The organism is Noviherbaspirillum sp. ST9 (assembly GCF_048799745.1).
Lineage (GTDB): Bacteria > Pseudomonadota > Gammaproteobacteria > Burkholderiales > Burkholderiaceae_D > Noviherbaspirillum.
The window spans coordinates 111,112-137,095 of the sequence record NZ_JBLWFR010000007.1 but is presented as its reverse complement, the minus strand read 5'-3'; the positions used below and the strand labels follow the sequence as shown (position 1 = coordinate 137,095).

The 25,984-nt window shown below is 61.3% G+C and carries 18 protein-coding genes and 1 tRNA gene; 4 read left to right on the top strand and 15 right to left on the bottom strand.

The features are described from left to right. Positions 1-109: 109 nt before the first annotated feature. Genes ACNOHI_RS17215 through ACNOHI_RS17195 form a run of 5 tightly spaced genes read right to left on the bottom strand, consistent with a single transcriptional unit; the run spans position 110 to position 3,527 of the window. Positions 110-634, bottom strand: a complete 525-nt coding sequence (locus ACNOHI_RS17215) for a phosphatidylglycerophosphatase A (protein ID WP_420475914.1) — start codon at positions 632-634, stop codon at positions 110-112. Next, a complete protein-coding gene (gene thiL / locus ACNOHI_RS17210; protein ID WP_420475913.1) occupies positions 631-1,599 on the bottom strand; it encodes a thiamine-phosphate kinase in 969 nt (322 codons plus the stop codon). The genes ACNOHI_RS17215 and thiL overlap by 4 nt, the downstream gene beginning before the upstream one ends. Positions 1,600-1,636: 37 nt before the next feature. Then, complete coding sequence (locus ACNOHI_RS17205) at positions 1,637-2,812, bottom strand: NAD(P)/FAD-dependent oxidoreductase (protein WP_420475912.1); 1,176 nt, start codon at positions 2,810-2,812, stop codon at positions 1,637-1,639. Between the two features lie 34 nt (positions 2,813-2,846). Then, on the bottom strand, positions 2,847-3,011 hold the full coding sequence (locus ACNOHI_RS17200; RefSeq protein ID WP_420475911.1) for a rubredoxin: 165 nt from the start codon (positions 3,009-3,011) through the stop codon (positions 2,847-2,849). A gap of 42 nt (positions 3,012-3,053) precedes the next feature. Then, a complete protein-coding gene (locus tag ACNOHI_RS17195) occupies positions 3,054-3,527 on the bottom strand; it encodes a rubrerythrin family protein (RefSeq protein WP_420475910.1) in 474 nt (157 codons plus the stop codon). A 260-nt stretch (positions 3,528-3,787) separates the two neighbouring features. Between ACNOHI_RS17195 and ACNOHI_RS17190 the strand changes: the two genes are divergently transcribed. Then, a complete protein-coding gene (locus ACNOHI_RS17190) occupies positions 3,788-6,097 on the top strand; it encodes an NADP-dependent malic enzyme (protein WP_420475909.1) in 2,310 nt (769 codons plus the stop codon). A gap of 67 nt (positions 6,098-6,164) precedes the next feature. Here ACNOHI_RS17190 and ACNOHI_RS17185 read toward each other — a convergent pair whose 3' ends face one another. From ACNOHI_RS17185 to ACNOHI_RS17170, 4 genes are all read right to left on the bottom strand, one after another. Then, positions 6,165-6,947: a TssQ family T6SS-associated lipoprotein gene (locus ACNOHI_RS17185; protein ID WP_420475908.1), complete on the bottom strand. Its 783-nt coding sequence runs from the start codon at positions 6,945-6,947 to the stop codon at positions 6,165-6,167. 15 nt (positions 6,948-6,962) lie between these two features. Further along, the gene (locus ACNOHI_RS17180; RefSeq protein WP_420475907.1) at positions 6,963-8,159 is read right to left on the bottom strand and encodes a PEGA domain-containing protein; all 1,197 of its coding nucleotides are present in this window, start codon (positions 8,157-8,159) and stop codon (positions 6,963-6,965) included. 144 nt (positions 8,160-8,303) lie between these two features. Beyond that, positions 8,304-9,227 (bottom strand): 5'-nucleotidase, encoded by a 924-nt coding sequence (locus ACNOHI_RS17175; protein WP_420475906.1) that lies wholly within the window; start codon positions 9,225-9,227, stop codon positions 8,304-8,306. 140 nt (positions 9,228-9,367) lie between these two features. Next, a tRNA-Leu gene (locus ACNOHI_RS17170) sits at positions 9,368-9,454 on the bottom strand. A 129-nt stretch (positions 9,455-9,583) separates the two neighbouring features. Between ACNOHI_RS17170 and ACNOHI_RS17165 the strand changes: the two genes are divergently transcribed. Next, positions 9,584-11,539: an APC family permease gene (locus tag ACNOHI_RS17165; RefSeq protein WP_420475905.1), complete on the top strand. Its 1,956-nt coding sequence runs from the start codon at positions 9,584-9,586 to the stop codon at positions 11,537-11,539. Here ACNOHI_RS17165 and ACNOHI_RS17160 read toward each other — a convergent pair. The 5 genes from ACNOHI_RS17160 to trxA all read right to left on the bottom strand — a co-directional run bounded on the left by ACNOHI_RS17160 (position 11,517) and on the right by trxA (position 16,910). Beyond that, a complete protein-coding gene (locus ACNOHI_RS17160) occupies positions 11,517-12,836 on the bottom strand; it encodes an MATE family efflux transporter (RefSeq protein ID WP_420476170.1) in 1,320 nt (439 codons plus the stop codon). The genes ACNOHI_RS17165 and ACNOHI_RS17160 overlap by 23 nt on opposite strands. Before the next feature lie 50 nt (positions 12,837-12,886). Continuing rightward, positions 12,887-14,602: an ArnT family glycosyltransferase gene (locus ACNOHI_RS17155; protein WP_420476169.1), complete on the bottom strand. Its 1,716-nt coding sequence runs from the start codon at positions 14,600-14,602 to the stop codon at positions 12,887-12,889. A 139-nt stretch (positions 14,603-14,741) separates the two neighbouring features. Beyond that, positions 14,742-15,008 (bottom strand): type B 50S ribosomal protein L31, encoded by a 267-nt coding sequence (locus ACNOHI_RS17150; RefSeq protein WP_420475904.1) that lies wholly within the window; start codon positions 15,006-15,008, stop codon positions 14,742-14,744. A gap of 207 nt (positions 15,009-15,215) precedes the next feature. Continuing rightward, positions 15,216-16,481, bottom strand: a complete 1,266-nt coding sequence (rho, locus tag ACNOHI_RS17145; RefSeq protein ID WP_420475903.1) for a transcription termination factor Rho — start codon at positions 16,479-16,481, stop codon at positions 15,216-15,218. Between the two features lie 102 nt (positions 16,482-16,583). Further along, the gene (gene trxA, locus ACNOHI_RS17140) at positions 16,584-16,910 is read right to left on the bottom strand and encodes a thioredoxin TrxA (protein ID WP_324902634.1); all 327 of its coding nucleotides are present in this window, start codon (positions 16,908-16,910) and stop codon (positions 16,584-16,586) included. 289 nt (positions 16,911-17,199) lie between these two features. On the opposite strand from trxA, the gene ACNOHI_RS17135 reads away from it, so the two are divergent. Together ACNOHI_RS17135 and ACNOHI_RS17130 are read left to right on the top strand one after the other, a co-directional pair. Continuing rightward, positions 17,200-19,902: a PD-(D/E)XK nuclease family protein gene (locus ACNOHI_RS17135; RefSeq protein ID WP_420475902.1), complete on the top strand. Its 2,703-nt coding sequence runs from the start codon at positions 17,200-17,202 to the stop codon at positions 19,900-19,902. Continuing rightward, positions 19,902-23,204: a UvrD-helicase domain-containing protein gene (locus tag ACNOHI_RS17130; protein WP_420475901.1), complete on the top strand. Its 3,303-nt coding sequence runs from the start codon at positions 19,902-19,904 to the stop codon at positions 23,202-23,204. Before ACNOHI_RS17135 ends, ACNOHI_RS17130 begins: the two co-directional genes overlap by 1 nt. Here the strand turns inward: ACNOHI_RS17130 and ACNOHI_RS17125 are convergent. Next, positions 23,197-25,881, bottom strand: a complete 2,685-nt coding sequence (locus tag ACNOHI_RS17125) for a putative bifunctional diguanylate cyclase/phosphodiesterase (protein WP_420475900.1) — start codon at positions 25,879-25,881, stop codon at positions 23,197-23,199. The two genes, ACNOHI_RS17130 and ACNOHI_RS17125, sit on opposite strands and share 8 nt — an antisense overlap. Positions 25,882-25,984 lie beyond the last annotated feature (103 nt).

Sequence of the window (25,984 nt, the reverse complement as noted above, 5' to 3'; positions counted from 1 at the left end):
ATTTTCGGCCTGGCGCAGAATGGCACTCAGCATGGCCAGCGGTGCGACGCAGGCCTTTTGCGAGGAGTGAGAGTTCGAGCTTGCGCGGCCAAACCGGCCGCGCTTTTTTTTACAGCGAACGCCAGACCGCAAAGAGCAGCAAGGTATAGAAGGCCGCCACCAGGTCGTCGAACATGACGCCAAAGCCGCCCTTGAAACGCCGGTCGAAATACCCGATCGGCGCCGGCTTGACCATATCGAAGAAACGGAACCAGAGGAAGGCCCAGAACTGCGTCGAGAAACTGGCCGGCATCAGTACCAGCATCACGATCCAGAACGCGATGATTTCATCCCACACCATGCTGCCGTGATCCGCAATGCCCATGTCCTGGCCAGTCTTGTGGCAGGCCCAGATGCCGATCACGAATCCGGCGGTGATGAGGATGACCCAGTTCTGCTGGTTGAAGATGTCAGGCCAGCGCATGGTCAGCACGGCGAAAGCCAGCCAGCCGAACAGCGTGCCCGTCGTGCCGGGGACGACAGGCGACAGGCCGCTGCCGAACCCCTGCGCAAGGATATGGGCCGGATGCGACAGCATGAAGCGCGCGGTAGGTTTGGTGACGTAAGCGGTCTGTCCGGGATCGAGTGTGGTCATGGCGAGGCGAAATGGTCAAAGGATGCCAGCTGAAGGTCGAGCGGCGCGCCGGCTGCATCGACCAGGCGCAGTCCCGCGGCGTCGTCGATCCGGCCGACCCGGGTCACCGGCGTGCCGGACAGCTGCGCGGCTGCCAGGACTTCATCCCGCCGCTCGGCGGATGCGGTAAAGCAGAGTTCGTAATCGTCGCCGCCTGCGAGCGCAAAGCGCCGACGCAGTTCACGGTCCTGGCTTGCAAGAGCGGCGCCGGCAGGCAGTTCGTCGGCAAACAGCGTGGCGCCGACCCGGGAGCGGGCGAGGATGTGGCCGAGATCGCCTATCAGTCCGTCGGAAATGTCGATTGCGGCGCACGCGATCCCGCGCAATGCAAGGCCGAGGGCGACGCGCGGCGTCGGCGCGTGCATGCGCGGTGCAGCGTCGGCGAGCGTTTTTTGCGGCAGCGTCAGTTCGTCCCTGTAACCCGCCAGCGCCAGCCGCGCATCGCCCAACGAGCCGGAAATCCAGATGTCGTCCCCCCGCAGTGCCGCGTCACGGCGCAACGCCTGTCCGGGAGGAACTTCTCCGAAGATGGTGATGCAGATGTTGAGCGGTCCCTTCGTGGTGTCGCCGCCGACCAGTTCACAGTTGTGCAGATCGGCAAGGGCAAGCATGCCCTCGGAAAATGGCGCCAACCATTCAGCGCGTGCTTCGGGCAGCGCCAGTGCCAGTGTGAACGCCACGGGCCTGGCGCCCATTGCGGCAAGGTCGGAAAGATTGACTGCCAGGCATTTGTGGCCCAGCGAACGCGGCTCCGCGTCAGGGAAAAAGTGGCGGCCTTCCACCAGCATGTCGGAGGAAATGGCCAGCTGCATGCCGGGAGCAGGGGAGACCAGAGCACAGTCGTCCCCCACGCCCAATGCAACACGCGCGGTTTCTCGCACCGGACGGGTGAAGTATTGCGCGATGAGGTCGAATTCGGAAAGCATGACGCGATTGTACCCAATCGCGCTTGCTCTTCTCGCATCAGGCAGCCAGCGTGACCCTGCTCGATCCCAGTTCGGCAAGCAAGGACTGGCGGATACTCGCTTCCTGCGGCGCAACCCCGAATCCCACCATCGTGCCCTCGCCGTTGTAGTAACGGCAGACGACGCGTTCTCCGTACCGCGTTTCGTGCCACGCGCCATCCGCCTTCGGGGCGGTTGGGGGCGGCATCAGTGCAAGCGGGAAGGAGAGCGTCTTCACGATGACTGGCGACGGATTGAGTGCAATGTCAGTCGCCTCGCCGGAAAGCGTGCGTGCAATGGCCCGCGCGGCGGCCATGATCGGGGCGACGTAGGGCAGAACGCGGGTACCGGATTCGGTCGTGTATTCAGTGCAGTCGCCAAGGGCGAATACATCCGGCGCGCTAGTGCGCCCCTGCGCGTCAACGACGATGCCGCGGCCTGTGTCCAGCCCGGATGCATGGGCCAGACGCAGGTCCGGACGCAGCCCGACCGCGGAGAGCACGACATCTGCCTCAAGACTGCGGCCGTCCGCCAACGCGACGCCAAGCGCGTCATTCTTGCGCTCGACCCGCGTGACCGTCGTACCAAGGCAAAATTGGACGCCTCGCTGCGTAAGCGCCCCCTGTAGTCCATGCGACAAGGCCGGCGAGGCAAGTGCAGCGAGCGGACGTTCATTCGGGTCGATGACGGCGACACGGTGGCGTGCCCCAGCCAGGTCGTCCGCGAATTCGCATCCAATGAGTCCTGCACCGAGGATGGCGACCCGCGACTGTTCGCCAAGGCGCTGACGGAATTGCGCATAGTCGTCGATGTGATTGACCGACAGCACTTCCTCCGCGGCATCGCCGTTGATGGCAAGGCGGATTGGCTGCGCGCCGACGGCAAGCACGAGTTTGTCATAGGGGAAGGTGCCGCTGCTGGTTTCCACCGTCTTTGCCCGCGTATCGACCGCGGCAACGCGCGTGCCCGTCATAATTGTCGCGGACAGTTGCCCGGCCATCTGGACGGCGGTTTGCGTGACAAGCTGTTCGGCGCGCTTGCCTTGTGCAAACGCGTTCGACAGCATTGGCTTCGAGTAAAAGCCGCCGTTGTCCGCCGTCAGGATGAACAGCGGAGTGTTCTTGTCCAGCTTGCGGAACTCGCGGGCCAGGGTATAGCCGGCGAGGCCGGTGCCGATGATGATGACGGGTTTCATGTTTTCCTTGTCGGTATCGTGAGCGGCTGGGCGCTCAGATTTCAACCATCTCGAAATCTGCTTTTGCCACGCCGCAGTCCGGGCATTCCCAATTGGCCGGGATGTCGTCCCAGCGCGTGCCCGGCGCAATCCCTTCTTCCGGCATGCCGGCCGCTTCGTCATAGATGAAACCGCAAACGATGCATTGGTATGTCTTCATGATGATCCTCCTGTGTCTTGTGTCGTGAATGTGCCTGGAACCTTACTTCGCCGCTGCTGCAAGTACCTTGCGGTAGTTGTTTGCATGACGTTCCTCGACCTTGGCCAGCGCGGCGAAGCGCTTGGCAGCAATCTCCAGCGTGCGGCGGAAGTTGTCGGCGTGCTCCTTCGATTCCGCAATCTGCTCGTCGAATTCGGCGACCGCGGCGTCGTTGCCTTCCTGGACGGCGAGATGGCGGAACTTCGGATACATCTCGGTGTACTCATAGGTCTCGCCTTCAATGGCGATTTCCAGGGCCTTCACCGGGGAGAGCTTTGCTTTCGGATACAGGAGGTCGAGGTGACCAAATGCGTGCATGACTTCCTGCTCGGCGGTTTCCTCGAAAATCTTCGCGACGTCCTCTGCGCCGGCTTCGCGGGCGAGTTTGGCGAAATAACGGTATTTGATATGGGCCATCGATTCGCCGGCGAACGCGGCTTCGAGGTTCTGGATGGTGACGGAATGTTGGTTTGCCATTTTTCTCTCCTGTGGGTGTCCGGTTGAATGCAATCAACTTGAAGAGAATGATAGTTATCGCGTATTAATAAATAAAATTGATTGTTTCTATGTTTTTGATAGTTAATAGTATTTCCAATGATCCTGCTCAGGATTCTTCGTTTTTTTCGAAGGAAAACTCACTCGATGCCTGTATCGACTAGGATAAATACGTATAAGAACGCCTATTTTCATCTGATAAAATCGTAAGCTTTCCGTAAGCTAAAAAGGACGGCCACATCATGGAATCTCCCGACCAAAAAGAAGAACTCCGCCAACAGCTTCGCCAGGCCGCTCTCGAGTACCACGAATTTCCCACCCCCGGAAAAATCAGCGTCACCCCCACCAAGCAGCTCACCAACCAGCGCGACCTCGCGCTAGCCTATTCCCCCGGTGTCGCTTCCGCCTGTGAAGAAATCGTCGTCGACCCCGCCAACGCCTTCAAATACACCGCCCGCGGCAACCTTGTTGCCGTGATCACCAACGGCACCGCCGTGCTGGGGCTGGGCAACATTGGCCCGCTCGCTTCGAAGCCAGTGATGGAGGGCAAGGGCGTGCTGTTCAAGAAGTTCGCCGGTATCGACGTGTTCGATATTGAGATCAACGAAGGCGATCCGGATAAGCTGATCGACGTGATTGCGGCACTGGAACCGACGTTCGGTGGCATCAACCTCGAAGACATCAAGGCGCCAGAGTGCTTTTACATCGAGCGCAAGCTGCGCGAACGCATGAAGATCCCGGTCTTCCACGATGACCAGCACGGTACCGCGATCATCGTCGGCGCGGCGATGCTGAACGGCCTGAAAGTTGTCGGCAAGAAGATCGAGGAGTGCAAGCTGGTCGTGTCCGGCGCCGGCGCGGCAGCGCTTGCCTGCCTGGACTTGATCGTCGACCTCGGCTTCCCCCTCAAGAATATCTACGTCACGGACCTGGCCGGCGTGGTCTACAAGGGCCGCACCGAGCTGATGGATCCGGACAAGGAACGCTTCGCGCAGGAAACCAGCGCGCGTACGCTGGCTGAGGTGATGCCGGGCGCCGACATTTTCCTCGGCCTCTCCGCTGGCGGCGTCCTCAAGCCGGAAATGGTCAAGCAGATGAACGACAAGCCGCTCATCCTGGCACTGGCAAACCCGACCCCGGAAATCCTGCCGGAAGAAGTGAAGGCCGTTCGCAACGATGCTGTGATCGCCACCGGCCGTTCCGACTACCCGAACCAGGTCAACAACGTCCTCTGCTTCCCGTACATCTTCCGCGGCGCACTCGATTGCGGCGCGACTACGATCACGCGCGAAATGGAAATCGCCGTGGTGCACGCGATCGCCGACCTGGCCCAGGCTGAGCAGTCCGACATCGTCGCCACCGCCTACGGCATTAGCAACCTGTCCTTCGGCCCGGAATACGTGATTCCGAAACCCTTCGATCCGCGACTGATGATCAAGATCGCCCCGGCGGTCGCCAAGGCAGCGGAAGAGTCGGGTGTGGCATCGCGCCCTATCAAGGACATGGCCGCTTACGCAGCCAGCCTGCAGCAGTTCGTCTACCGCTCCGGCACCTTCATGAAGCCGATCTTCCAGATTGCCAAGAAGGCGCCCGCCAGCAAGAAGCGCATCGTGTTCGCCGAAGGCGAGGAAGAGCGCGTACTCCGTGCCGTGCAGGTGGTGATCGACGAGAAGCTCGCCAAGCCGATCCTGGTCGGCCGTCCTGCGGTTCTGGCACAACGCATCGAAAAGTTCGGCCTGCGCATGCGCCCGGACATCGATTTCGAGACCATCAATCCGGAATACGACGAGCGCTATCGCGAGTACTGGGAAGAGTACCTCGCAATTACCCGCCGCAAGGGCGGTACCGAGCAATGGGCGAAGCTGGAAATGCGCCGCCGCCACACGCTGATCGGTTCCATGATGATCCGCCGCGGCAATGCCGATGGCATGATCTGCGGCACCTTCGGCACCGTGCCGCTGCACCTGCACTACATCGATCAGGTGCTGGGCAAGCGTGAAGGCGCGAACGTCTACGCCGCGATGAACGTGCTCATCCTGCCGGACCGCCAGGTCGCGATCGTCGACACCCACGTCAATGAGAATCCGACAGCGGAACAGCTGGCCGAGATCACGATCTTGGCTGCGGAGGAAATGCGCCGCTTCGGTATTATTCCCCGCGCTGCGCTGCTGTCGCATTCGAATTTCGGCTCCAGCAACAGCGAATCCGCGAAGAAAATGCGTGCCGCACTGGCGATCATCAAGGAGCGCGCTCCGGACCTGGAAATCGATGGCGAAATGCACGGTGACACCGCACTTGATCCGGCCTTGCTGAAGTCGATGATGCCGGACTCGCCGCTCACGCGCGACGCCAACCTGCTGGTGATGCCGAACATCGACGCCGCCAATATCTCATACAACCTGTTGAAGATGTCTGCGGGTAACGGCATCGCCATCGGCCCCGTCCTGCTCGGCTGCGCCAAGCCTGTCCATGTCCTCACACCGTCGGCAACTGTTCGCCGTATCGTGAACATGACCGCGCTGTGCGTGATGGACGTCGTCGCGGACCGTTAAGCATCGCGTTGCGAAGTAAAAAAGCCGCTCCTTGCAAAAGGAGCGGCTTTTTCTTTGATGCGTCGCCTCAACGCGCGGGCGCTTGTTTCTTGTCGGCGCTGGATGAGTTCGTCTTCTTTGCAGCCGCCGCCTTTTCACTGCGGTACGCGGACGACCAGGCAGGATGCCCGGATTCAGACGGCAGCAGGTCGAATGCCGGATCTATCGCAAAGATCATTTTGAATTCGGCGCGGCACTGTTTCGCGCGCCCGGTCAGGCAGTAGGCGAATGCACTGTACTTGTGTGCGCGGATTTCGTCTGCTCCCGCCGGTAGTCCCGCCTTGAGCGCCGCCTGCAATGCGCCCAGTGCGTCCTTGTAGCGGCCAGCGTCATAGTTCTTGATGCCCTCGGCCAGCTTCTGCTGGGCCGGCGTCGCATTCGTACCGCTTGCCTTCGATAACGCACGTTTTTCCTCGACCGTCCCCTTCACGGAGCGCCACACCGGACCCCATTGCGGGTGGCCCGACTCGGCCGGTTGCAGGTCAAACCCGGGATCGGCCTGCAGGATTGCCTGGAACTGTTCGCGGCACGGCAATTCCCGTCCAGCGGCGCAGTGAATGAACGCCAGGTGCTTGCGCGCGTTGTTTGCTTCGTCAGGGGAGAGTGTGCCGCTGGCGATCGCTGCCCCAAGATTGCTCTGCGCAGCCTCGAACCGGCTTTCACGGTAGTTTGCCAGCCCCTGCTGGTACTGTGAACGCGCCTCAGGGGCGGAAAGAGTGGGTGTCGTGCTGCCGGCGGTTTGTGTCGGGACTTGCGCGCAGCCGGCGGCGAAGACGGCCAGTAGCAGCGCGACAAGTTTCATGCGTTGCATAGAAGTGTGCTCCGGTCAGAAAACGTATTGGACGGTGATGTCACCGCCGCTCTTGACCTCGATGGTTTCCTTGTGGGGGGCGAAGCTGCCGTTACGGATCTCGATGTGATGCTTGCCGGGGGCGAGCTTGATTGATTTCATGGGCGGCGTGACGCCGCGTTTGAAGCCGTCGACATAGACTTCGCCCCATGGCTGGATGGCAAGCTTGACCGCGCCCGGCTTGACCGCATTCTCCGGTTTGTCGCTGAGGCTATCGGGCGTCGCGTCGCGTCGGACAGGTTTCTTGCCTGCTTCCGGATTCGTGGCGGCGAGTTTGACGTCTGCCCTGATATCTGCTGCTTTCGCCGGCTCGACGCGCGGGCGGTAACCGATGTCCTGTGCAGGAGCCTGGGAAAACGCTGAGACGCCGGCCACAACCGGCGGCTGGGAAGGCTGGCCTGTCCATGACCATACTGCGCCGACAAGTGTGGTAGCGCCGACCGCAGTGGCGACCAACCCCGGTCGAAGCCCGATTCGGTTTCCGAGCCGTTTACCTTCTGACTGGTGGCCGGGTTGCTGTGCATCTCGTTGTGCCGGGACTGGTTCGGCATCAGCATGCGTGTTCCGCGCGCGGGAGCGGTCGCGCAGCTTTTCCGTCAGGTCGTCATTATCCTTGGGCGGGCCGAAGCGGTAGACCTCGTGGTCGCGCACATGCTTGTCCTGGCGCGTCCCTTCGTAGACGAAGAGTTGCGCATAGTCGCGCGAGAAGCGGGAAATGATGTCGAAATAGGAATGCGACACCATCACCTGTCCGGGGTCGGCAAAGCTCATGACGCGCTGGGCATCGTTGACGCCGTCGCCGATCATGTTGGTGTGGCCGTTGATGTCGCGCACGACCTTCAGTGGTCCGAGGTTGATGCCCATGCGGACGAATCCGGGTTCGCCCACTGCACTGCCTGCCGCATCAATCGAATCGCGTAGTGAAAGCGCCGCAAACAGTGCATCTTCCGGATCGCCCAGGAAGGCGATTGCGGCACCGTCGCCGGTGTCCACCATCAGGCGTTCGCTGGACACCACGTTTTGCACGGCTTCAGCGAGCATCGTGTTGAACAATTCCTTCATTTCCAGCTGGTCTGGCACGGTGCGCGTCGAATAACCGACGATGTCGATGAACAGCACGCTTCCAATGAAGGTGCGGTTCAGTTGCTTCAATGCGGGTGCGCCGTCGCTCATGGCAAATAATGAAATTGCAATATGGAAACTTCTCTTGCGGCAATTCTACCGTGCCCCGGAAAATTTGTTGAATAAGAGAATTATTTTGAAAAAGCAACTTTCTTCAAGATAGGCGATGGCCGTCTTGCCGGAAAGTATCTTTTGTCAAGTACCGGGCGTGATGGCGATGCTGCGGGTGGGGACCAGGCCAGTCTGGACGAGCGGCGCGGCGCGATCGCAGTGGCCGGGCTGGTCGTCGAAGAAGATATGCGGTTTGAAGGCGGCAAGGACGTCGGACTTGGCGACGCCGCCCATGAAGAAGGTTTCGTCGATCGCGACGTCCCAGGCGCGCAGGGTGCGGATAACGCGTTCATGGGCGGGCGACGAGCGCGCGGTCACCAGCGCGGTGCGAATCGGCGCCGAACGCCCGTCCGCCGACTTGAAATTGTTCTGGATATAGGAAAGTGCCTTGAGCAGCCGGGCGAAGGGGCCTTCGGGCAGCGGTTTCAGCGCATTCTCGCGTTCGTGGTGTTCAAAGGCTTCGATGCCCTGCGTCTGGAAAATGCGTTCGGACTCGTCCGAAAAAATTACGGCATCGCCATCGAATGCAATGCGGATCTGGTCGAGCTCTTCAAAGGCGTTTTCCGGCTTCTGGTAAAGCCTGGCCGCCGCCACGCCGGAATTGATCGCCGATTGCACGTCATCCTCGTGCAGCGACAGAAAGAGACTGACGTTGAACGCGCGTAGATAGGGCGAGAGCGGCGCGCCGCCGGAGAGGACTGCGCGTGTGATATCCAGGTCGTAGTGCTTGATCGAGTTGAAGATGCGCATCGACGTCTCCGACGAATTGCGGGACATGATGACCACCTCCACGAAGCGCCGGTTATGCACCAGGGCGTTCAGCTTGAGCAATGCGCGCACGAGCGCGAAACCCGCACCGAGTTTGAGGATTTCGCCTTCATTCTCCAGCTGGTGCTTGCGATACGCTTCCAGGCCCTCGTTGCGGAAAATGGCTTCTTCCGTTTCCAGGTCGAACAGGGCGCGCGACGAAATACCGACGACGAGAAGATTATCGAGAGAAACAGGCATCGGGGATGTGTGACGGCAATCAGTGCGCCGTCCGGATGGGAGTGCAGTTTGCCAGCATTATAAACACACTGCAAAAAGAACTCGCTCAAATGAAAAACGCACCTCGATGGGTGCGTATTCACATTCACTGCATTGATTCTTGGTGCCGAGAACCGGAATCGAACCGGTACGGTGTCACCACCGCGGGATTTTGAGTCCCGTGCGTCTACCTATTCCGCCATCTCGGCGACACACAAGCGCGCATTATCGCTGATTTGCAGCGATCGAGCAACAGAGCAAGGCCGGCCAACGTTGGCAGAGGGGAATTGTTAGGCGTATCATCGCCAGATTCGATTAGTCAGCTCCATAAAAAAAGAATGAAGTCCAGAATCCGCGAGATCGTGCTCGGCAAGGCATTGGATCCGATGAAGTCCGAGACACGCCACTCGCTGGCATTGGTGGCGTTCCTCGCATGGGTCGGGCTGGGCGCGGACGGATTGTCCTCCTCGGCCTACGGTCCGGAAGAAACCTTCCGCGCACTCGGTACCCATACGCAGCTCGGCCTGTATCTCGCCATCGCCACCGCCGTCACTGTGTTCGTCATTGCGCTGGCGTACAACCAGGTGATCGAACTGTTCCCGACGGGCGGCGGCGGCTATCGCGTGGCATCGCATCTCGTCGGACCCTACCTCGGACTTGTCGCGGGCTGTGCGCTGATTCTCGACTATGTGCTGACGATCGCGATTTCGATTGCCGCAGGCGTGGAAGCACTGGCGTCCTTGCTGCCGCTCGGATTCCATGCGTACAAGTTGTGGGCGGAGGCATTCTTCATCGCGGTGCTCATCATCCTCAACCTGCGCGGCCTGAAGGAAGCGATCCGCGTGCTGCTGCCGATCTTCCTCGGATTCGTCCTGACCCATTTCGTCCTGATCGTCTACGGCATCTTCGCCCACGCATCCAACCTGCCTGAACTTGTTCCGAACACGCTGAACGAAACGTCGATCCTGGCAGAGGACATCGGCTGGATCGGCATCGCCGGCATGCTCCTGCTGGCCTACTCGCAGGGTGGCGGTACCTACACCGGCCTCGAAGCCGTTTCCAACAACGTCAACATCCTTGCCGAACCGCGCGTGCGGACCGGCAAGATGACAATGGTCTACATGGCGCTTTCCCTCGCTTTCACCGCGAGCGGCATCATCTTGCTCTATCTCCTGTGGGATGCCAAACCGGTTGTCGGGCAGACGCTCAACGCTTCCACCTTCAAGGCGATCATCGAAAGCATCGGGTTCAGCGACTGGACCAACCGCATCCTGCTGATCGTCGTGCTCGCGTTCGAGGCCGGACTGCTGTTTGTTGCGGCCAATACCGGTTTCCTCGGCGGTCCGTCCGTGCTGTCCAACATGGCGGCTGACTCCTGGGTGCCGCATAAATTCCGTTACCTTTCGACCCGCCTTGTTACGCAGAACGGCATCCTCGTGATGGGCGTCGCTGCGTTGGCCATCCTGTTCTGGACTGGCGGTAGTGTGACGCTGCTGGTCGTGCTGTATTCCGTATCGGTGTTCCTGACCTTCGCCATTTCCCTCTACGGCCTGTGCCTGTACTGGTGGCAGAACCGCCGCAACCAGCAATACTGGTTCGGCCGCTTCCTGCTGTCGCTGACCGGTTTCCTGATTTGCGCGGGCATTTTGACCGTGCTGCTGGTGGAAAAATTCAGGGCTGGCGGGTGGGCCGCCGCCGTCATCATCGGTGCCATCGCGGCACTGTGCATCTGGATCCGCAGTCACTATCACCAGACGAAAGACGCGATCCACATGGTCGACCAGGTCTTCGCCAACCAGCCTTTCGGCTCGCATGCCGGCCCGGTTGATCCGGATCCGGAAAGCCAGACGGCGGTATTCATCGTCGGCTCCTCGCGTGGCGGCGGTTTGCACGCCTTGCTGTGGGTGCAGCGCATGTTCCCCGGCCACTTCAAGAACTTCATCTTCGTGAATGCCCGTACTGTAGATGCACATGCGTACGGCGGTGAGGGGGCGGTCGAACAGATGCGGGCGGAGGCGAATGCCACGCTCAAGTTCTTCGTCGATTTCTGTCATTCGCACGGCATGGCATCGTCGGCCTACCTTGGTTTCGGCACCGACGTGGTGAACGAAGTGACGAAACTGTGCGAAACCATCAGCAAGGAATACCCGAACTCCATCTTCTTCACGAGCAAGCTGATTTTCGAGCACGACAACTGGTTTACCCGGTTGCTGCATAACCAGGCGGCACTGGCGATCCAGCGGCGACTGCATTTCGAGAGCCTGCAGATGGTTATTCTGCCGATGAAAGTCTAGCCTCGCGCTGCACGACGCGCAGATACCAGAGCAATCCTGCGGAGACAAGGGCGAGGCTGACGCTGTTGCCCATCCAGAATCCCGCCGCACCCTGCAGACCGGCCGGGCTGATACCGAACGGATTCAGCCCCAGCACATATCCGCCGCCGAGGCCGATTCCCCAAAGCGCGACCGCATACATCAACGTCGGCACGACCGCCACCTTGTAGGCGCGCAGTACAAAGGCGGTGGTGACTTGTACCGAATCGAATAGCTGGTAAAACGCGATGAAGGCAAAGAGAGGCAGCGCCATGGCCATGATTGCTTCGTTCGGCGTATAGGCGCGCACGATAAGGTCGCGCGCGATCCACACGATGCATCCAATGCTGACGGAAAGCACGGCGGCGAGCCGGATGCCCGCGTATCCGACCTTCCTTGCCATGTCCGGTTGCCGGGCACCGATGGATTGTGCAACCAGCGTACCAGTGGCGTTCGCGATGGAGAGCGGCAGCATGTAAAGCACCGTAGCGAAATTGGCCGTGATCTGATGGCCCGCGACAGTCGTATCTCCAAGGCGTGCAATGAACAGTGCCATGAAGGCGAAGGCGGTGACCTCAATCAGATAGCTCAACCCCATGGGAATGCCGAGCTTGAGCAGCTCGCGCATTGCCTCCCATCTGGGCCGCACGAACCCGCTCCCGAAAATTCGGAAGCCGTGGTACGACTCGCTGAAACGCAGGATGAGGAAACCGACGATGAAGGTCAGCCACACCGTGATGCCCGTCGCAAGCGCGCATCCTGGACCACCGAGCGCGGGAATGCCGAGGCCGCCGAAGATGAAAAGCGCATTGAGCGGCACCTTTAGGACAAGCGCAGCGACCTGCAACGACATGACCATCTTCGGCCGCCCGATCGCGGTGTTAAGCGATGCATAGAGCCGGAATCCCATGGTGGCCGGCAAGGCCAGTGCGAGGATGCGCAGGTAGAGCGTTGCCTTTTCGCTGAGTGCCGGAGAGGCGTGGGCAAGCGAGAGCAAGGGTTGCGGGAACAGCAGCACGGTACAGCCGGCAAGCATGAGAAAGAGGGCGAGCCATGCCCCTTGCTTGACTTCGGCGCCGATGTCTTCGTAGCGCTCCGCACCGAACAGCTGGCCGATCACCGGCGAGATGGCGGCCAGTACGCCGTTCAATCCGACAAAGACACTGATATAGATCGAGGCACCCAGCGCCAGCGCCGCCAGGTCGGTGGCGGAAAACCGGGACGTCATCGCGGTATCGATGACACCGTTGGCAATGACGGCGAGCTGCCCGATCAGCATCGGCCATGCAAGGGCGGCGATGCGGAGGGTGTGATTCGGGTGGTCTTGCGTCAATTTATGCGTTGGTAGAGGCGGAAGCGTTCGTCGCGGTCGGCCGGGCGGCGGCCTTCCCACAAGAGACGCCATTGTTCGCCCGCACGTTTGAGCAGCTTCGAATCATCCTTGTTCCGCCTGTTGTCCTGGAGCAGGAGATAGTTGCAACGGTCATCCTCGAACTCGTCGAAGGGCACGCCGCCGAAGTAGGCAAAGGAAGCGCGCTGCGCGGGACCGACATTCGTATCGACACAATACTGGCCGGAAGGAAGCTTTTCCGCGATCTGGCGGGCGACGCCTGCGTAGCTCTTGCCGTAATTGATCCACGGCAGCCACAGCGTCATCAGCAACAGCCAGCACAGGATAACGCCGCCGGACGACAGTACGACCGCGCGCCACAGCACGGAAGGCCGGCGCGAGACGCGCCAGTGCACCAGGGCAAACCAGCCAATGGTGCCGAGGATGGCAACGACGAAGGCGATGAGGTTGAATTCCGGCTTGAATCCGGGGGCGAGCTTGAAGGCATTCTTCGCCAGCTGCGCCGGCCAGCCGGTCTGCTTGGCAATCCATCCGAGCCAGATGAAGGCTGCGCAGGTCGTGAGCGTCATGACCGAGAACCAGTCGACGGCGTTGATCGCACCGCGCTTCATGGTGGGCAGGCCGAATGCGGCAAGGATGGCCAACGGCGGCAGCATCGGCAGCAGCACGCCTTCGTCCGGGCGCTGGCTGAGAAGAGCGAGCAGGGCGGCGGCAATGAAGAAGGTCAGTGGCAGCGTGACGTGCGGTGCCTGATACTGGCGCCGCCAGGCATAGACGGCCCAGCCGGCGAATGGCCACGCCGGCCACGCGGCCCAGATGCCGTTCTTGACGAAGAAGCGCAGCGAATTCCATGACGGCAGGCCGACCTGGCGATAGTTCCACAGCATCCAGGCGTCGAACGGGGAGCTGTTGAAAGGCAGGATGAAATTGCAGACGAGCATCCAGCTGCCGCCGACAATGGCTCCAATTGGCAGTGAAACCAGCACGAGGCGCCCGATCAGCGCGCGGTCGCGGAATGATGCGAGCAGGACAAGTCCCAGCCATAGCGCCACCGGCACAACCCAGCCGCGGGCCAGGATGTTCAGGCCCAAGGCGAGGCCGAGGATCGCGGCGGATGCGAAGGAGCGGACCTCAAACAGGCGAGTGGCGCCATACAGGGACAGCGCGACCATCGAAACCTGGAGCGCTTCGGTGCTCGTGGAATGGCTGTGCAGCAGCAGGCCCAGGCAGCCGAGATAAATCAGCAGCGCGCCATCGGCAAGGGTGCGGCCGTAGTCGCCCGGTTCCGGTTGGCCGCCGAATGCCAGCCGCAGCGGTTGCGCTTCCGCACGCCGGCCAAGCAGGTAGGTCGTGTACCAGACGGCAAGCGAGCCGAGCAGGAAGAAGCCGACCGTGGCGATGCGTGCGGCAAGCGGGGCGCCAATGAGCGGACCGAACAGCTTGATGCACAGCGCACCAATCCAGAATGCGAGCGGGCCTTTGTCGGCGGCGGGCAGGCCGACGATATGCGGCCAGAGCCAGTCCTGAAGGCCGCCATTGGCCATCGTCCACATCACCCCGAACGCCGCCGCATCGTCGGTCTTCCAGGGATCGCGGCCGAACAGGCCAGGAAGGATATACAACAGGCAAAGCCCAAACAAGGCCCAGCGGGGAAGCGCGTTCGTGGCGGATGCAGGGAGACGGACTGGCTTCAACTGTGCCATTGGCTTGTTCTTGTCTTATTGGATTCGGCGATATTGTGCCGTAAAAGTGCGACATGCAGGATGGAAATGGAATCCCGCGCGCAAAACAAAAAAGGCAGCCGTAGCTGCCTTTTTCGCATGCAATACCGGATCAGCCTGCAGCAGCAGTCTTGGAGCCGAGCTTGCCGAACTTCTGGCGGAATTTTTCCACGCGGCCGGCGGTGTCGACGATCTTGTGCTTGCCGGTGTAGAACGGGTGGGATTCAGCGGTAACTTCCAGCTTGATCAGCGGGTATTCCTTGCCGTCCAGGGTGATCTTCTCGCGGGTCTCGATGGTCGAGCGGGTGATGAATTTGAAGTCGTTGGACATGTCCTGGAACACGACTTCGCGGTAATTCGGGTGAATGCCTTCTTTCATGATTTCCTCTGCTTGGTTTGGTAGCCAAAAGGCACTTCGTCGGTCCTGCTGCTTCTTGACCCGATTGCCAATCACTTGCCAGGTTGAAAACCCGCAATTATACAATGAAATCAGGGCTTTGCGAAAGCTGGCCGTTCTGGCTGCAAATCCTTGTCAAAAATGAAAAAAGGCGTCCGAGGACGCCCTTTTGCAACCACTGCGAACCGGTCAGCTTCCTCCGCGACGCATCATTTCGAAGAATTCCGCGTTGTTCTTGGTGGCCTTCATCTTGTCGAGGATGAATTCCATCGCTTCGATCTCGTCCATGCCGTAGAGCAGCTTGCGCAGGATCCAGATCTTCTGCAACTGGTCGGGCTTGATCAGCAGCTCTTCGCGGCGTGTGCCCGACTTGTTCAGGTTGATGGACGGATAGACGCGCTTTTCGGCCAGGCGGCGCTCGAGGTGCACTTCCATGTTGCCGGTGCCCTTGAATTCTTCATAGATCACGTCGTCCATACGGCTGCCGGTTTCGATCAGCGCGGTGGCGATGATGGTCAGCGAGCCGCCTTCTTCGACGTTACGCGCGGCGCCGAAGAAGCGCTTCGGGCGCTGCAGCGCATTGGCGTCCACACCGCCGGTAAGCACCTTGCCGGAGGCCGGGATCACGGTGTTGTACGCGCGGGCGAGACGGGTAATGGAGTCCAGCAGGATCACGACGTCGCGCTTCATTTCGACGAGGCGCTTGGCCTTTTCGAGCACCATTTCGGCGACCTGCACGTGACGCGTGGCCGGTTCGTCGAAGGTCGAGGCAACCACTTCGCCGCGCACCGAGCGCTGCATTTCGGTCACTTCTTCGGGACGTTCGTCGATCAGCAGGACGATCAGCGTGGTGTCCGGATGGTTGGTGGTAATGGCATGGGCGATGTGCTGCAGCATCACGGATTTGCCGGACTTCGGCGATGCGACCAGCAGGCCACGCTGGCCGCGGCCGATCGGCGCGATCATGTCGATGATGCGGCCGGTGATGTTCTCTTCGCCGCGCATTTCGCGTTCGAGATGCAGCAGCTTGTTCGGGTGCAGCGGCGTGAGGTTTTCAAACAGGATGCGGTGCTTGGACGCTTCCGGCGGTTCGCCGTTGACCTTGTCCACCTTCACCAGTGCAAAGTATCGTTCGCCGTCCTTCGGGGTGCGGACTTCGCCTTCGATCGAGTCGCCGGTATGCAGGTTGAAGCGGCGGATCTGCGAGGGCGAGATGTAGATGTCGTCCGTGGACGCCATGTAGCTCGCATCGGGCGAGCGCAGGAAGCCGAAACCGTCCGGCAGGACTTCGAGGGCGCCGTCGCCGAAGATCTGTTCGCCCGCTTTGGCGCGCTTCTTCAGGATGGCAAACATCAGCTCCTGCTTGCGCAGGCGGGCAGCGTTGTCGATTTCAAGGCTGATGGCCATGTCCAGCAGAGCTGAGACGTGGAGCTGCTTGAGTTCAGATAAATGCATGGTGAGTGTCCCGGGATGGGAAGTTTAAGGTGGGGGAGGGAACTGCGAGGATGGTTAAAACGAAAAACAAAGCGGCGCTACGAATGCAGCGCCGCGCTTGAATCAGATATTGCTGTCGATGAACGACGTCAGCTGGCCTTTTGCCATTGCGCCGACCTTCTGTGCGGCGGGGACGCCATTCTTGAAGAGAATCAGCGTCGGGATGCCACGGATGCCGAACTTGGCCGGAACGGCCTGGTTGGCGTCGACGTCCATCTTCGCGATCTGCAGCTTGCCGTCGTATTCCTTGGCGACTTCTTCGAGGATCGGGGCGATCATCTTGCAGGGACCGCACCACTCAGCCCAGAAGTCCACCAGGACCGGCTTGTCGGACTTGAGGACGTCGGACTCGAAGGATGCATCAGTGATGTATTTAATGTTTTCGCTCATGGTTTCCTCGTGAGAGGGTCAAAGATGTAAATCAGGCGCCTGCTGACTTGCCCAACACCGCGGATCAATTATTCCGGGATCGCAATATGCAAGTGGAGACGTCGTGCGCGAATTCAAGACCGTTGACGGGTGCTGCAAGACGTAGTGCGGCGGGGAGTTGGTAAATCATAACCGATTTTCACGAAATGTGTAGCGAGCTGCCCGATTTTTTGCCCGGAGTCGCATAAAATGCCCGGCAAATGCCCTCCCGCGTTATTCTATGAGCGCGCCCGCATCCTCAACGACACCCATGCCGCAACGTTCCCTGCTGATTCCACCGTCTTCCGCTTTCTGGAAGGATGTCGCACGTGCCCTTCTTGAACAGGGCATGCCGGGCGGGACTGATCCATCGAGGCGCGACTTCTCGGCCGTGCGCGTCCTGGTGCCCGGGTTTATCCACGCCCAGTGCCTGAAGTCAGCGATTGAGGAAAAGCTGCAGTGCGCCTTCATTCCCCCAAGGATCACGACAATGTCTTCCTGGGTCAGGATGCTGCCCCCGGACGAGGCAGCATCTGGCGTGCCTTCCCAGAGCGAGCGGCTGATGTCCCTGTACGCCGGTTTGCGGCAGCATGCATGGTTGAAGAAGCTGTTTACCGCCCGGCGCAACACCGACCTGTTGCCGCTCGCGCAGGTCCTCTTGGGCTTGTTCGACGAATTGACGGAAGCCTTGCTGCCGTCGATGCACTTGTCGTCCGATGCCGCGGAGGAACGTTGGCAGGCGGCATTGGAGCAGCTCCCGCTACCGGCGCGCAATATTCTCTCTGACGAAGCGCAACTGGTATGGACGTTGTGGAAGAGCCAGCTGGATAGCACGGACATGACGGCCGTATGCCATGCACGCATGATGAAGCTGGCGGAGCAGGCAGACTCTCCATTGATCTGGATCAATCCCGCGCCGGCGAACGCGCTGCAGGAAGCTTTTCTTGATGCCTATGGCGAACGCCAGCCCGTCCTGCGCATCGTTCTCGACTGGCATGCGCACGCCGTTCCAGGCTTGTTTGGAACGGCATGGATGGAAATGCTGGAAGAGGAAGGACGCGATTCGTGGTTCGCAAGCGCCCAGGCCGATATCGTTCAGCCGCCAGGGATCAGCCTCTGCGCATCCTCCAGCCTGGAAGAAGAGGCGCAACGCGGTGCGCAACGCGTGGTCGACTGGCTGCGCGAAGGACGTGAACGCATTGCGATCATTGCGCAGGATCGCGTCGTCGCGCGCCGCATCCGCGCCTTGCTCGAACGCGCCCAGGTCTATGTCACGGACGAAACCGGATGGAAGCTTTCGACGACACGGACTGCTGCCGCCCTTGCGGCGCTGCTCGATGTCGTCAGCACGCGCGGCGAGACGGTTGCCTTGCTCGACCTGCTGAAATCGCCATACCTCTTCCCGGACCTGGAAGACAAGGCGGTACGCGTCATGGAAATTGAAAGTGCGCTGCGGCGTCGCAATGTCCTGGGCGGATGGGACGCGGCAACGCGCGCCCTCGAAGAGGTGCCTCAGGCGCAGGACCTGGTCCGGCTGGTTGCCGCTCAGGCGACGTGCTTCGCCGGACGCAAGAGCCTCCGCGAATGGGGTGCCGCCACCAGCGAAGCCCTCGATGCGCTCGGCATGCACGACGCTTTGAAGAACGATGCGGCCGGTGTGCAGGTCGTGACGCACCTCGACATGCTGGCGCAGGACTGCGATGGCATGCACGACATGTTTTCGTTCCCTGAATGGCGCGCGTTCCTCAGCCTGCAATTGGAATCGGCGCCGTTTGTGCCGCCCGCGTCCGACCGCCGCGTCGTGATGCTGCAACTGAGCGGTGCTCCGCTGCGCAGCTTCGATGCCGTACTGATGGTCGGCGCGGATGCCGATCATCTCCCGTCGCAAAGCACCGAGACACTGTTCTTCGCAAATACCGTGCGCCGCGAGCTCGGGCTGGAGACGCGGGAGATGCGCCAGCGCGTGCAACTGCGCGATTTTGCAGAACTGCTCATCGCCAATCCCGAGGTCGTCCTGTCTTGGCAATCCCATCGCAACGGAGAGCCGAATCCACCGGCCAACTGGATAGAACGCCTTCAACTCGCGCTCGAGCGCGCGGGCGCCGATCTCCTGCCGCACCGTCAGGTGGACATTGCACCGCGTGAGCTCGTATGCCGGCCGCCCGCCATGCCGACGCCGTCCGCGCCCGGCCTGTTGCCGCGCAAACTGTCGGCGTCGGGTTACAACAGCCTGGTTGCGTGCCCTTATCAGTTTTTCGCAACGCGCATGCTTGGCCTGTCCGGCCTCGACGAGTTGTCCGACATGCCGGAAAAGCGCGATTACGGCGACTGGCTGCACGAGATCCTGTTCACCTATCACGAACGGATTCGCGACAGCCACATTCCGCCTGCCGGCCGCGAGGAATTGCTGCGCGCGATCTCCGAAGGCGTCTTCGGCAAGGCGCTGGAACAGAGCGCGGCGGCGCTGGGATACTACGCGCGCTGGCAAAAGGTCATTCCTGCCTACATCGACTGGGCCAATGCACGCGAAAGCCAGGGATGGAAGTTTGCGTTTGGCGAACAGCGCTTCGACAAGACCTTGCGCTGGGAAAACGGACAAATCACCTTGCACGGATACATTGACCGGATTGACGAAAACGACGCCGGCGAGCGCGCCGTGCTCGACTACAAGACCAAGACGCTGCAATCGCTGCGCGACAAGCTCAAGGACACCGAGGACCACCAGCTCGCGTTCTATGGCCTGCTGTCCGACTTGCCCGTGACCGCCGCGCATTACGTGGCGCTGGAAAGCACGAAGGACAAGACCGGCGACGTCGAGGCGAAGAACTTCGCCGAATGGCAGGCCATGCTGGAGACGCAGCTCGTGGCCAATATTCGCGCCATCGCGGAAGGCGCGTCCTTGCCGGCCAACGGGATTGAAAAGGTGTGCGTGTATTGCGAAGTGCGCGGCTTGTGCCGCAAGGGAGCGTGGTGATGACAATGCAAGCGCTTCCACCGCGCGCCTATGAAGTTAACGGCGCAGCTGCCGATGCCATGGAGTTCACCCGTGTTGCCTGCGACCCGTCTCGCTCTGTCGTCGTCGAAGCTTGCGCAGGCAGCGGCAAGACCTGGCTGCTGGTGGCACGGATGCTGCGCCTGCTCCTTTCCGGCACGGAGCCGTCCGAACTGCTCGCGATCACCTTCACCCGCAAGGCCGCACAGGAAATGCGGGAGCGCCTGCTGCATCTCTTGCATGACCTTGCGTTGAAACCGGAAGAAGAGGTGCGGGGACTGTTGCTCGAGCGCGGCATCGCAGAATCCGAACTGCCGACTGTGTTTCCCGTTGCCCGCCGGTTGTACGAACGATTGCTGGCAAGTCCGCAGTCGCTGTCGATCGATACCTTCCACAGCTGGTTCGCGCGCCTCGTCCAGATCGCCCCGCTATCCTCGGGTGTCCCCCATGGCTACACGCTGACGGAATCGAACGGCGAACTCCTCTTGGACGCCTACAGCCGCTTCATGCAAGCGCTCAATGATGAAGACCAGGCCGGCGTCCGGACGGCGTTGCTTACCCTGTACGACATGATGGGGGACTGGAATGCGCGGCGCATGCTCGATGCCTTTGTCGACAAGCGCGCGGAGTGGTGGGCTATCACGAAGGACGGCGATGCCGTGCCGCTCGAATGGCTGCGTGAGTTGTGCGGTGAAGACGGCATGATCGATGCACGGCTCGCGTTGTGGGATGACGAGCCGTTGCTCGGCCGGGTCATGACGATCGCACGAATTCTTGGTGGCGGCTCGGCAGTCAACCAGAAGCGCGCGACCGCCATCGAAAAGGCGGTGAGCGCCGGCGCGAGCACAGACAGCTTTGACGCCCTGTGCAACGAGTTTTTCAGCGACGCCGGCGAAGCGCGCAAGAATCAGAAGACCAAGGACCTGACCAAATCCATCGAGCAGAATCTGGGGGCGGACGGAATCGCTGTATTCGACGAGGAATTCGAAGCGGTCGGGGAACTGCTCAAGCGCGTTCAAAGACGCAGCGCGGAACGCCAGGTCCTGGCGCTGAATGAAGCCCTGTTTGTCGCAGGCGCGGCCTATCTGGAACACTATCAGGCGGTGAAAGCCGAACAGCGCGTGTTCGATTTCGGCGACCTCGAATGGCATGCCTACCGGCTGTTGACCGACCAGGGCCATGCGGCCTATCTTCAGAGTCGCCTGGACGCCCGCTATCGCCACATCCTGCTGGACGAATTCCAGGATACCAATCCGCTGCAATGGACCATCGTTCGCGCTTGGCTCGAGGCTTACGGCGGCGATGCGCAAAAGCCGACTGTCTTCGTGGTGGGCGATCCCAAGCAATCGATCTACCGCTTCCGGCGGGCAGAGCCGCGCGTGTTCTCGGCGGCGCGCGACATGCTCGCCGCGCTCGGCGCGGACGTGTTGCGGACCAACCAGACGCGCCGCAATGCGAAGCGCGTGGTCGAGGTGCTGAACGGAAGTTTCATCGGCAATCCCATCTATTCGCCGCAAACGACGTTCGCCGCACAGGACGGTGACGTGTGGCGCCTGCCGCTGGTGCGCGCCGAGGAAAAGGATCAGGAAGTCCCCACCACATTTTCACTGCGCGACCCGCTTTCGGTGGCACGCGACGAGGACGAGGACGCCCGCCGCATGGATGAAGGCCGTGCCGTTGCCCGCGCACTGCGTCATGCGATGCGCGAGCTTGAGGGTCGGCACAATCGTGCTGCGGTGTGGTCGGACGTCATGCTGCTCGTCAAGAAACGCACCTACCTCGCCGCGTACGAAAGCGCGCTGCGCGAAGAAGGCATCCCGTTCGTTTCCGACAAGCGCGGCGGATTGCTGGAGTCGCTGGAAGTCGCCGACCTGATCGCATTGCTGACGTTCCTGATTACGCCGGCCGACAACCGGGCGCTTGCCCATGTGCTGAAATCCCCGGTCTTCGGCGCCAGCGACGCGGACCTGATTGACCTCGCCAGGCGTGGCGAAGGCGTCTGGTGGAACCGCATGCTGGCGGCATCGATGGACGATGCTTCGCCTGCCATTCGCCGTGCCGCCGCGCTGCTGCAGCGCTGGCTGGACGAAGCACCGCGCCTGCCGGTGCATGACCTGCTGGACCTCATCCTTCACCAGGGGCAGCTGGTGGCACGGTATGCCGAGGCGGCGCAGCCTTCCGTCCGCGCGCAGGTCATTGGCAACATCGAAGCCTTTACCGAACTGGCGCTCAACCTCGATGCAGGCCGTTACCCGAGCCTGCCGAAATTCATCGACGCCCTGCGCACGCTGAGGAAGGGCGCAGAGAACGACGCGCCTGACGAAGCAACGGTTGCCGCGTCAGTGGACGCCGTCCGCATTCTCACCATTCACAGCGCCAAGGGCCTGGAAGCGCCGATCGTGGTCATGGTCGATGCCAACCACAGCGAACCGGCCCGGGACGACAGCGGCATCCTGTGCGACTGGCCGCAGGATGCGGAAGCGCCGACACATTTTTCCTGCTTCGGCAGAAAGAACGAGCGCGGTGCGGCGCGCGACCATTTGTTCGACGCCGAGGAGGCGTTCAAGCGCCAGGAAGACTGGAACCTGCTCTATGTCGGCGCCACGCGCGCAAAGGACATGCTGATCGTCAGTGGTGTGGCGGGAACTCGCGGTGCGCTGGAGGACGGCTGCATCGAGGGAAGCTGGTACCACCGTCTCCTTGCCGTGCCCGAGGCGGGCTTCGAGCCAGAGGAAGACATCGCACCGGATGTGGTCGCGGCGGCTGCGGCGTCCTTCAGCATTCCCATCTTCGATCCGCCGGTCATGGGCGAGCCGGCCATTCGCGAACCCGTCCTGCATGACCCGGCGATCGAGGAGGGCATTGCACTGCATGCACTCCTGGAGCGGGTGACGCAGGCGGCATGCTGGCCGGTCGTGCTGCCCGCTGCCGGACAACTCGCCCGCTGGCTGCGCTGTCCCTTGCCGGTGGCGGCGATCGTGCGTGAACAGGCAGCACGGATCCTGTCGCAACCCGAGCTCGAGCGCTTCTTCAACCCGCGGCATTTCCGGTTTGCCCGGAATGAGATGGAAGTCCTGTGCGACGGCGAACTGCTGCGCTTCGACCGCATGGTCATGTTCGACGACGAGGCCTGGATCCTGGATTACAAGCGCGATCTGCTCGACAGCGAACTTGCCGATTACCGTGCGCAACTGGCGCGCTATCGTGCGGCGGCGGAGCAAGTCTACCCGGGAAGGACGATAAGGACGGCGCTGGTGACCGCGGACGGGCGTTTCGTCAGCTGAGGGCGGGCTGAGGCCGCAAGATGCGGTGCTCGAACTCGGTCGCGGCAAGCGGACCGCTGAAGTAGTACCCCTGTATTTCGTCGCATCCCTGGTCGCGCAGGAATGCGTACTGCGCGGCCGTCTCCACCCCTTCGGCAATGACGCGCTGCTTCAGGCTCTTGGCCATGCTGATGATCGCGGTGATGATGGCCGAATCATCCTGGCCGCTGGCGATGTCCTGCACGAAGGAGCGGTCGATCTTGAGCGAGTCGATGGGAAATCGCTTCAGGTAACTCAAGCTTGAATAGCCGGTGCCGAAGTCATCGATGGACAGGCTCACGCCCATCGCCTTGAGTGCCTTCAGCAAGGGAACGGTCAGCTCCAGATCCTGCATCGTGACGCTTTCGGTGAGTTCCAGCTCCAGGTAACGCGCTTCCAGGCCGGTTTCTTCGAGCACGCGTTCCACCATGCGCAGGAAATTCTTTTCCCTGAATTGCACCGCCGAGACGTTGACCGCCACCGGAATCGGTTCGTAGCCCGCGTCCTGCCAGGTCCGGTTCTGCCGGCAGGCTTGGCGCAATACCCATTCACCGATGGGAATGATCAAGCCGCTTTCCTCGGCGATCGGGATAAATTGGGAGGGAGACACCGGACCGTTGCGGTGGTCATGCCAGCGGATCAGCGCTTCGGCGCCGATGACTTTTCCCTCCGCGATACTGAGCTTGGGCTGGTAGTAGACCGCCGATTCTTCCCGTGCAACGGCACGGCGCAGACTGCCCTCGAGCGCGAAACGGCGTATGGCGCGTTCGTTGATGCGCTGCATGAAAAACTGGTAGTTGTTCCTGCCCTGCGCCTTGGCTTGGTACATCGCTGCTTCCGCATGCTTGATGATCGTTTCGCTGTCCCGTCCATCGTCGGGGCAGATGCTGATGCCGATACTGGCCGAAAGATGCATTTCATGTCCGTCGATGAAGAACGGTTCGGCCATCGAGGTCAGGATCTGCCCGGCAGCACGGGCAGCGGTGAAGGAGTCGGCGATTTCCTGCAGCAGCATGATGAATTCGTCTCCGCCGTGCCGGGACACGGTGTCGGTTTCGCGCAGAGCCTTCTTCAGCCGCCCGGCAATTTCCTTGAGCAACTTGTCGCCAATGAGGTGACCGAGGGTATCGTTGATGTGCTTGAAGCGGTCCAGGTCGAGGAACAGGACGGCGGCCCGCAACTCGTGGCGCAGCGTCAGGCCGATGGCCTGTGCAAGGCGGTCGTTGAACAGGAAGCGATTGGGCAGATCGGTCAGCGCGTCATGCTGTGTCACATAGGACATGCGCGCGGCCATTGCCTGCACCGCACTGACGTCATGGAATACAAGGACGGCGCCAATGATTTGTCCGGTCGGGCCGCGAATGGGAGAACAGGAATTGTTGACCGCCGATTCGCTGCCGTCGCGATGAAGCAGAATTCCTTGTGGCGGAAGCGCAGCGCTGGCGTGGCTCCTCAGGACGGCATCGAGGGAGTAGTTGACCGGCTCGCGCGAGACCGGTTCGACCACCTGGAATACGGCATGCAGGGGCTTGCCGGACGCTTGCGTGTTTCGCCAGCCCGTCATTTTTTCAGCAGCGGGGTTCATGTACGCAATATTGCCGAGCACGTCCGTCGTCACGACGCCATCGCCGATCGCGTTGAGTGTGACCTGGGCGCGTTCATGTTCATGGAACAGTGACTCTTCCACGGCACGCCGCTCGCCGACCTCGGAGACCAGCCTTGCATTGGAGACGGAAAGCGCGTGCAGGTTGCTTTCGAGGACATCGAGCGCCTGGTGCACCGTATCTTCGGCATCATTGCGCTGGGCATCAACGCGCAGGAGGATGCGGGCATTCCACAGGATCAGCAGCGTGAAGACGAACATGCTGGTGAGCGTAATCATGATCATGCCGACGGTGACGTCGTAGTAGCCAGCTTCGTGTCCCCAGAATTGCAGGCGCTCGATGACGACGGGAAGGATGAGGGCGGCGGGCAGCAGCCGGCGCGCCGTCATCCCGCCCGCGCTGCGATTGGTGATCAGCGCCATGGTCCCCTGGTCAGGGCGCGCTGCGAGGATGCCGGCGCAGAGCAGCAGCAGCGAAAGGGCGACGGGAAAGGCGACTGTGCCGTAAAAGGGAATCTGATACAACGCGCTCTTCCCGTACAGGTAGCCGATGAGCGGGATCGAGGCGTTGACGCCCGCCAGCAAGACGGTGAATTCGATCCACGCCGCGCGTGCTTCGCGGGCAAGCAGGATCAGGCCGATGCCGAGGAAGAGGACGACGACGGAGCCGACGACCGACATCCGCCCCGGATACTGGGCTTCATGCGCATTGCGTTCATCGAAGAAAAGCTGGTCGATGCCCAGGTCCCAATTGCCGGCGTACTCGATCAGCGTGAGGCAGGCAACGAGCGACGCTGCTCCCGCGCACCATTGGGACGCGGTACGTGCAGCACGGCTGCGTTCGCCAAAAAGAAGAGCCAGGAGCGCGATGCCAAGCAGAATGAGGGTCGCTCCGGCATTGAACTTGACCCGGGAGTGGCCCGCGCCGAATGATGTGAGCGCGGGTAGGTCAGCGGCCCAGCCGGTCGCAATCAGGATGCCGACGAGTGCGACGATGGAACCGCAGACAATCGCGAAGGCGCGATAGCGCGCCCAGTGCAAGGTGGGTTGATCCATGGTCCAGGCTTGCCCGAAGGCGTCAGGCGGGGCATTCCTGCCCGCGCGACGTGCGGGCGCGCAACAGCCTGCCCCGGAACAGGCTGATTGACTGCTTGATAAG

Bases quoted from the DNA above. Each gene is read 5' to 3' on its own strand.
- ACNOHI_RS17165 (WP_420475905.1), top strand. From the start codon at position 9,584: ATGAAGTCCAGAATCCGCGAGATCGTGCTCGGCAAGGCATTGGATCCG.
- ACNOHI_RS17205 (WP_420475912.1), bottom strand. From the start codon at position 2,812: ATGAAACCCGTCATCATCATCGGCACCGGCCTCGCCGGCTATACCCTG.
- ACNOHI_RS17190 (WP_420475909.1), top strand. From the start codon at position 3,788: ATGGAATCTCCCGACCAAAAAGAAGAACTCCGCCAACAGCTTCGCCAG.
- ACNOHI_RS17175 (WP_420475906.1), bottom strand. From the start codon at position 9,227: ATGCCTGTTTCTCTCGATAATCTTCTCGTCGTCGGTATTTCGTCGCGC.
- ACNOHI_RS17215 (WP_420475914.1), bottom strand. From the start codon at position 634: ATGACCACACTCGATCCCGGACAGACCGCTTACGTCACCAAACCTACC.
- thiL (WP_420475913.1), bottom strand. From the start codon at position 1,599: ATGCTTTCCGAATTCGACCTCATCGCGCAATACTTCACCCGTCCGGTG.
- ACNOHI_RS17160 (WP_420476170.1), bottom strand. From the start codon at position 12,836: ATGCTGATCGGGCAGCTCGCCGTCATTGCCAACGGTGTCATCGATACC.
- ACNOHI_RS17150 (WP_420475904.1), bottom strand. From the start codon at position 15,008: ATGAAAGAAGGCATTCACCCGAATTACCGCGAAGTCGTGTTCCAGGAC.
- ACNOHI_RS17200 (WP_420475911.1), bottom strand. From the start codon at position 3,011: ATGAAGACATACCAATGCATCGTTTGCGGTTTCATCTATGACGAAGCG.
- rho (WP_420475903.1), bottom strand. From the start codon at position 16,481: ATGCATTTATCTGAACTCAAGCAGCTCCACGTCTCAGCTCTGCTGGAC.
- ACNOHI_RS17185 (WP_420475908.1), bottom strand. From the start codon at position 6,947: ATGCAACGCATGAAACTTGTCGCGCTGCTACTGGCCGTCTTCGCCGCC.
- ACNOHI_RS17125 (WP_420475900.1), bottom strand. From the start codon at position 25,881: ATGGATCAACCCACCTTGCACTGGGCGCGCTATCGCGCCTTCGCGATT.
- ACNOHI_RS17135 (WP_420475902.1), top strand. From the start codon at position 17,200: ATGCCGCAACGTTCCCTGCTGATTCCACCGTCTTCCGCTTTCTGGAAG.
- ACNOHI_RS17195 (WP_420475910.1), bottom strand. From the start codon at position 3,527: ATGGCAAACCAACATTCCGTCACCATCCAGAACCTCGAAGCCGCGTTC.
- ACNOHI_RS17180 (WP_420475907.1), bottom strand. From the start codon at position 8,159: ATGAGCGACGGCGCACCCGCATTGAAGCAACTGAACCGCACCTTCATT.
- trxA (WP_324902634.1), bottom strand. From the start codon at position 16,910: ATGAGCGAAAACATTAAATACATCACTGATGCATCCTTCGAGTCCGAC.
- ACNOHI_RS17130 (WP_420475901.1), top strand. From the start codon at position 19,902: ATGACAATGCAAGCGCTTCCACCGCGCGCCTATGAAGTTAACGGCGCA.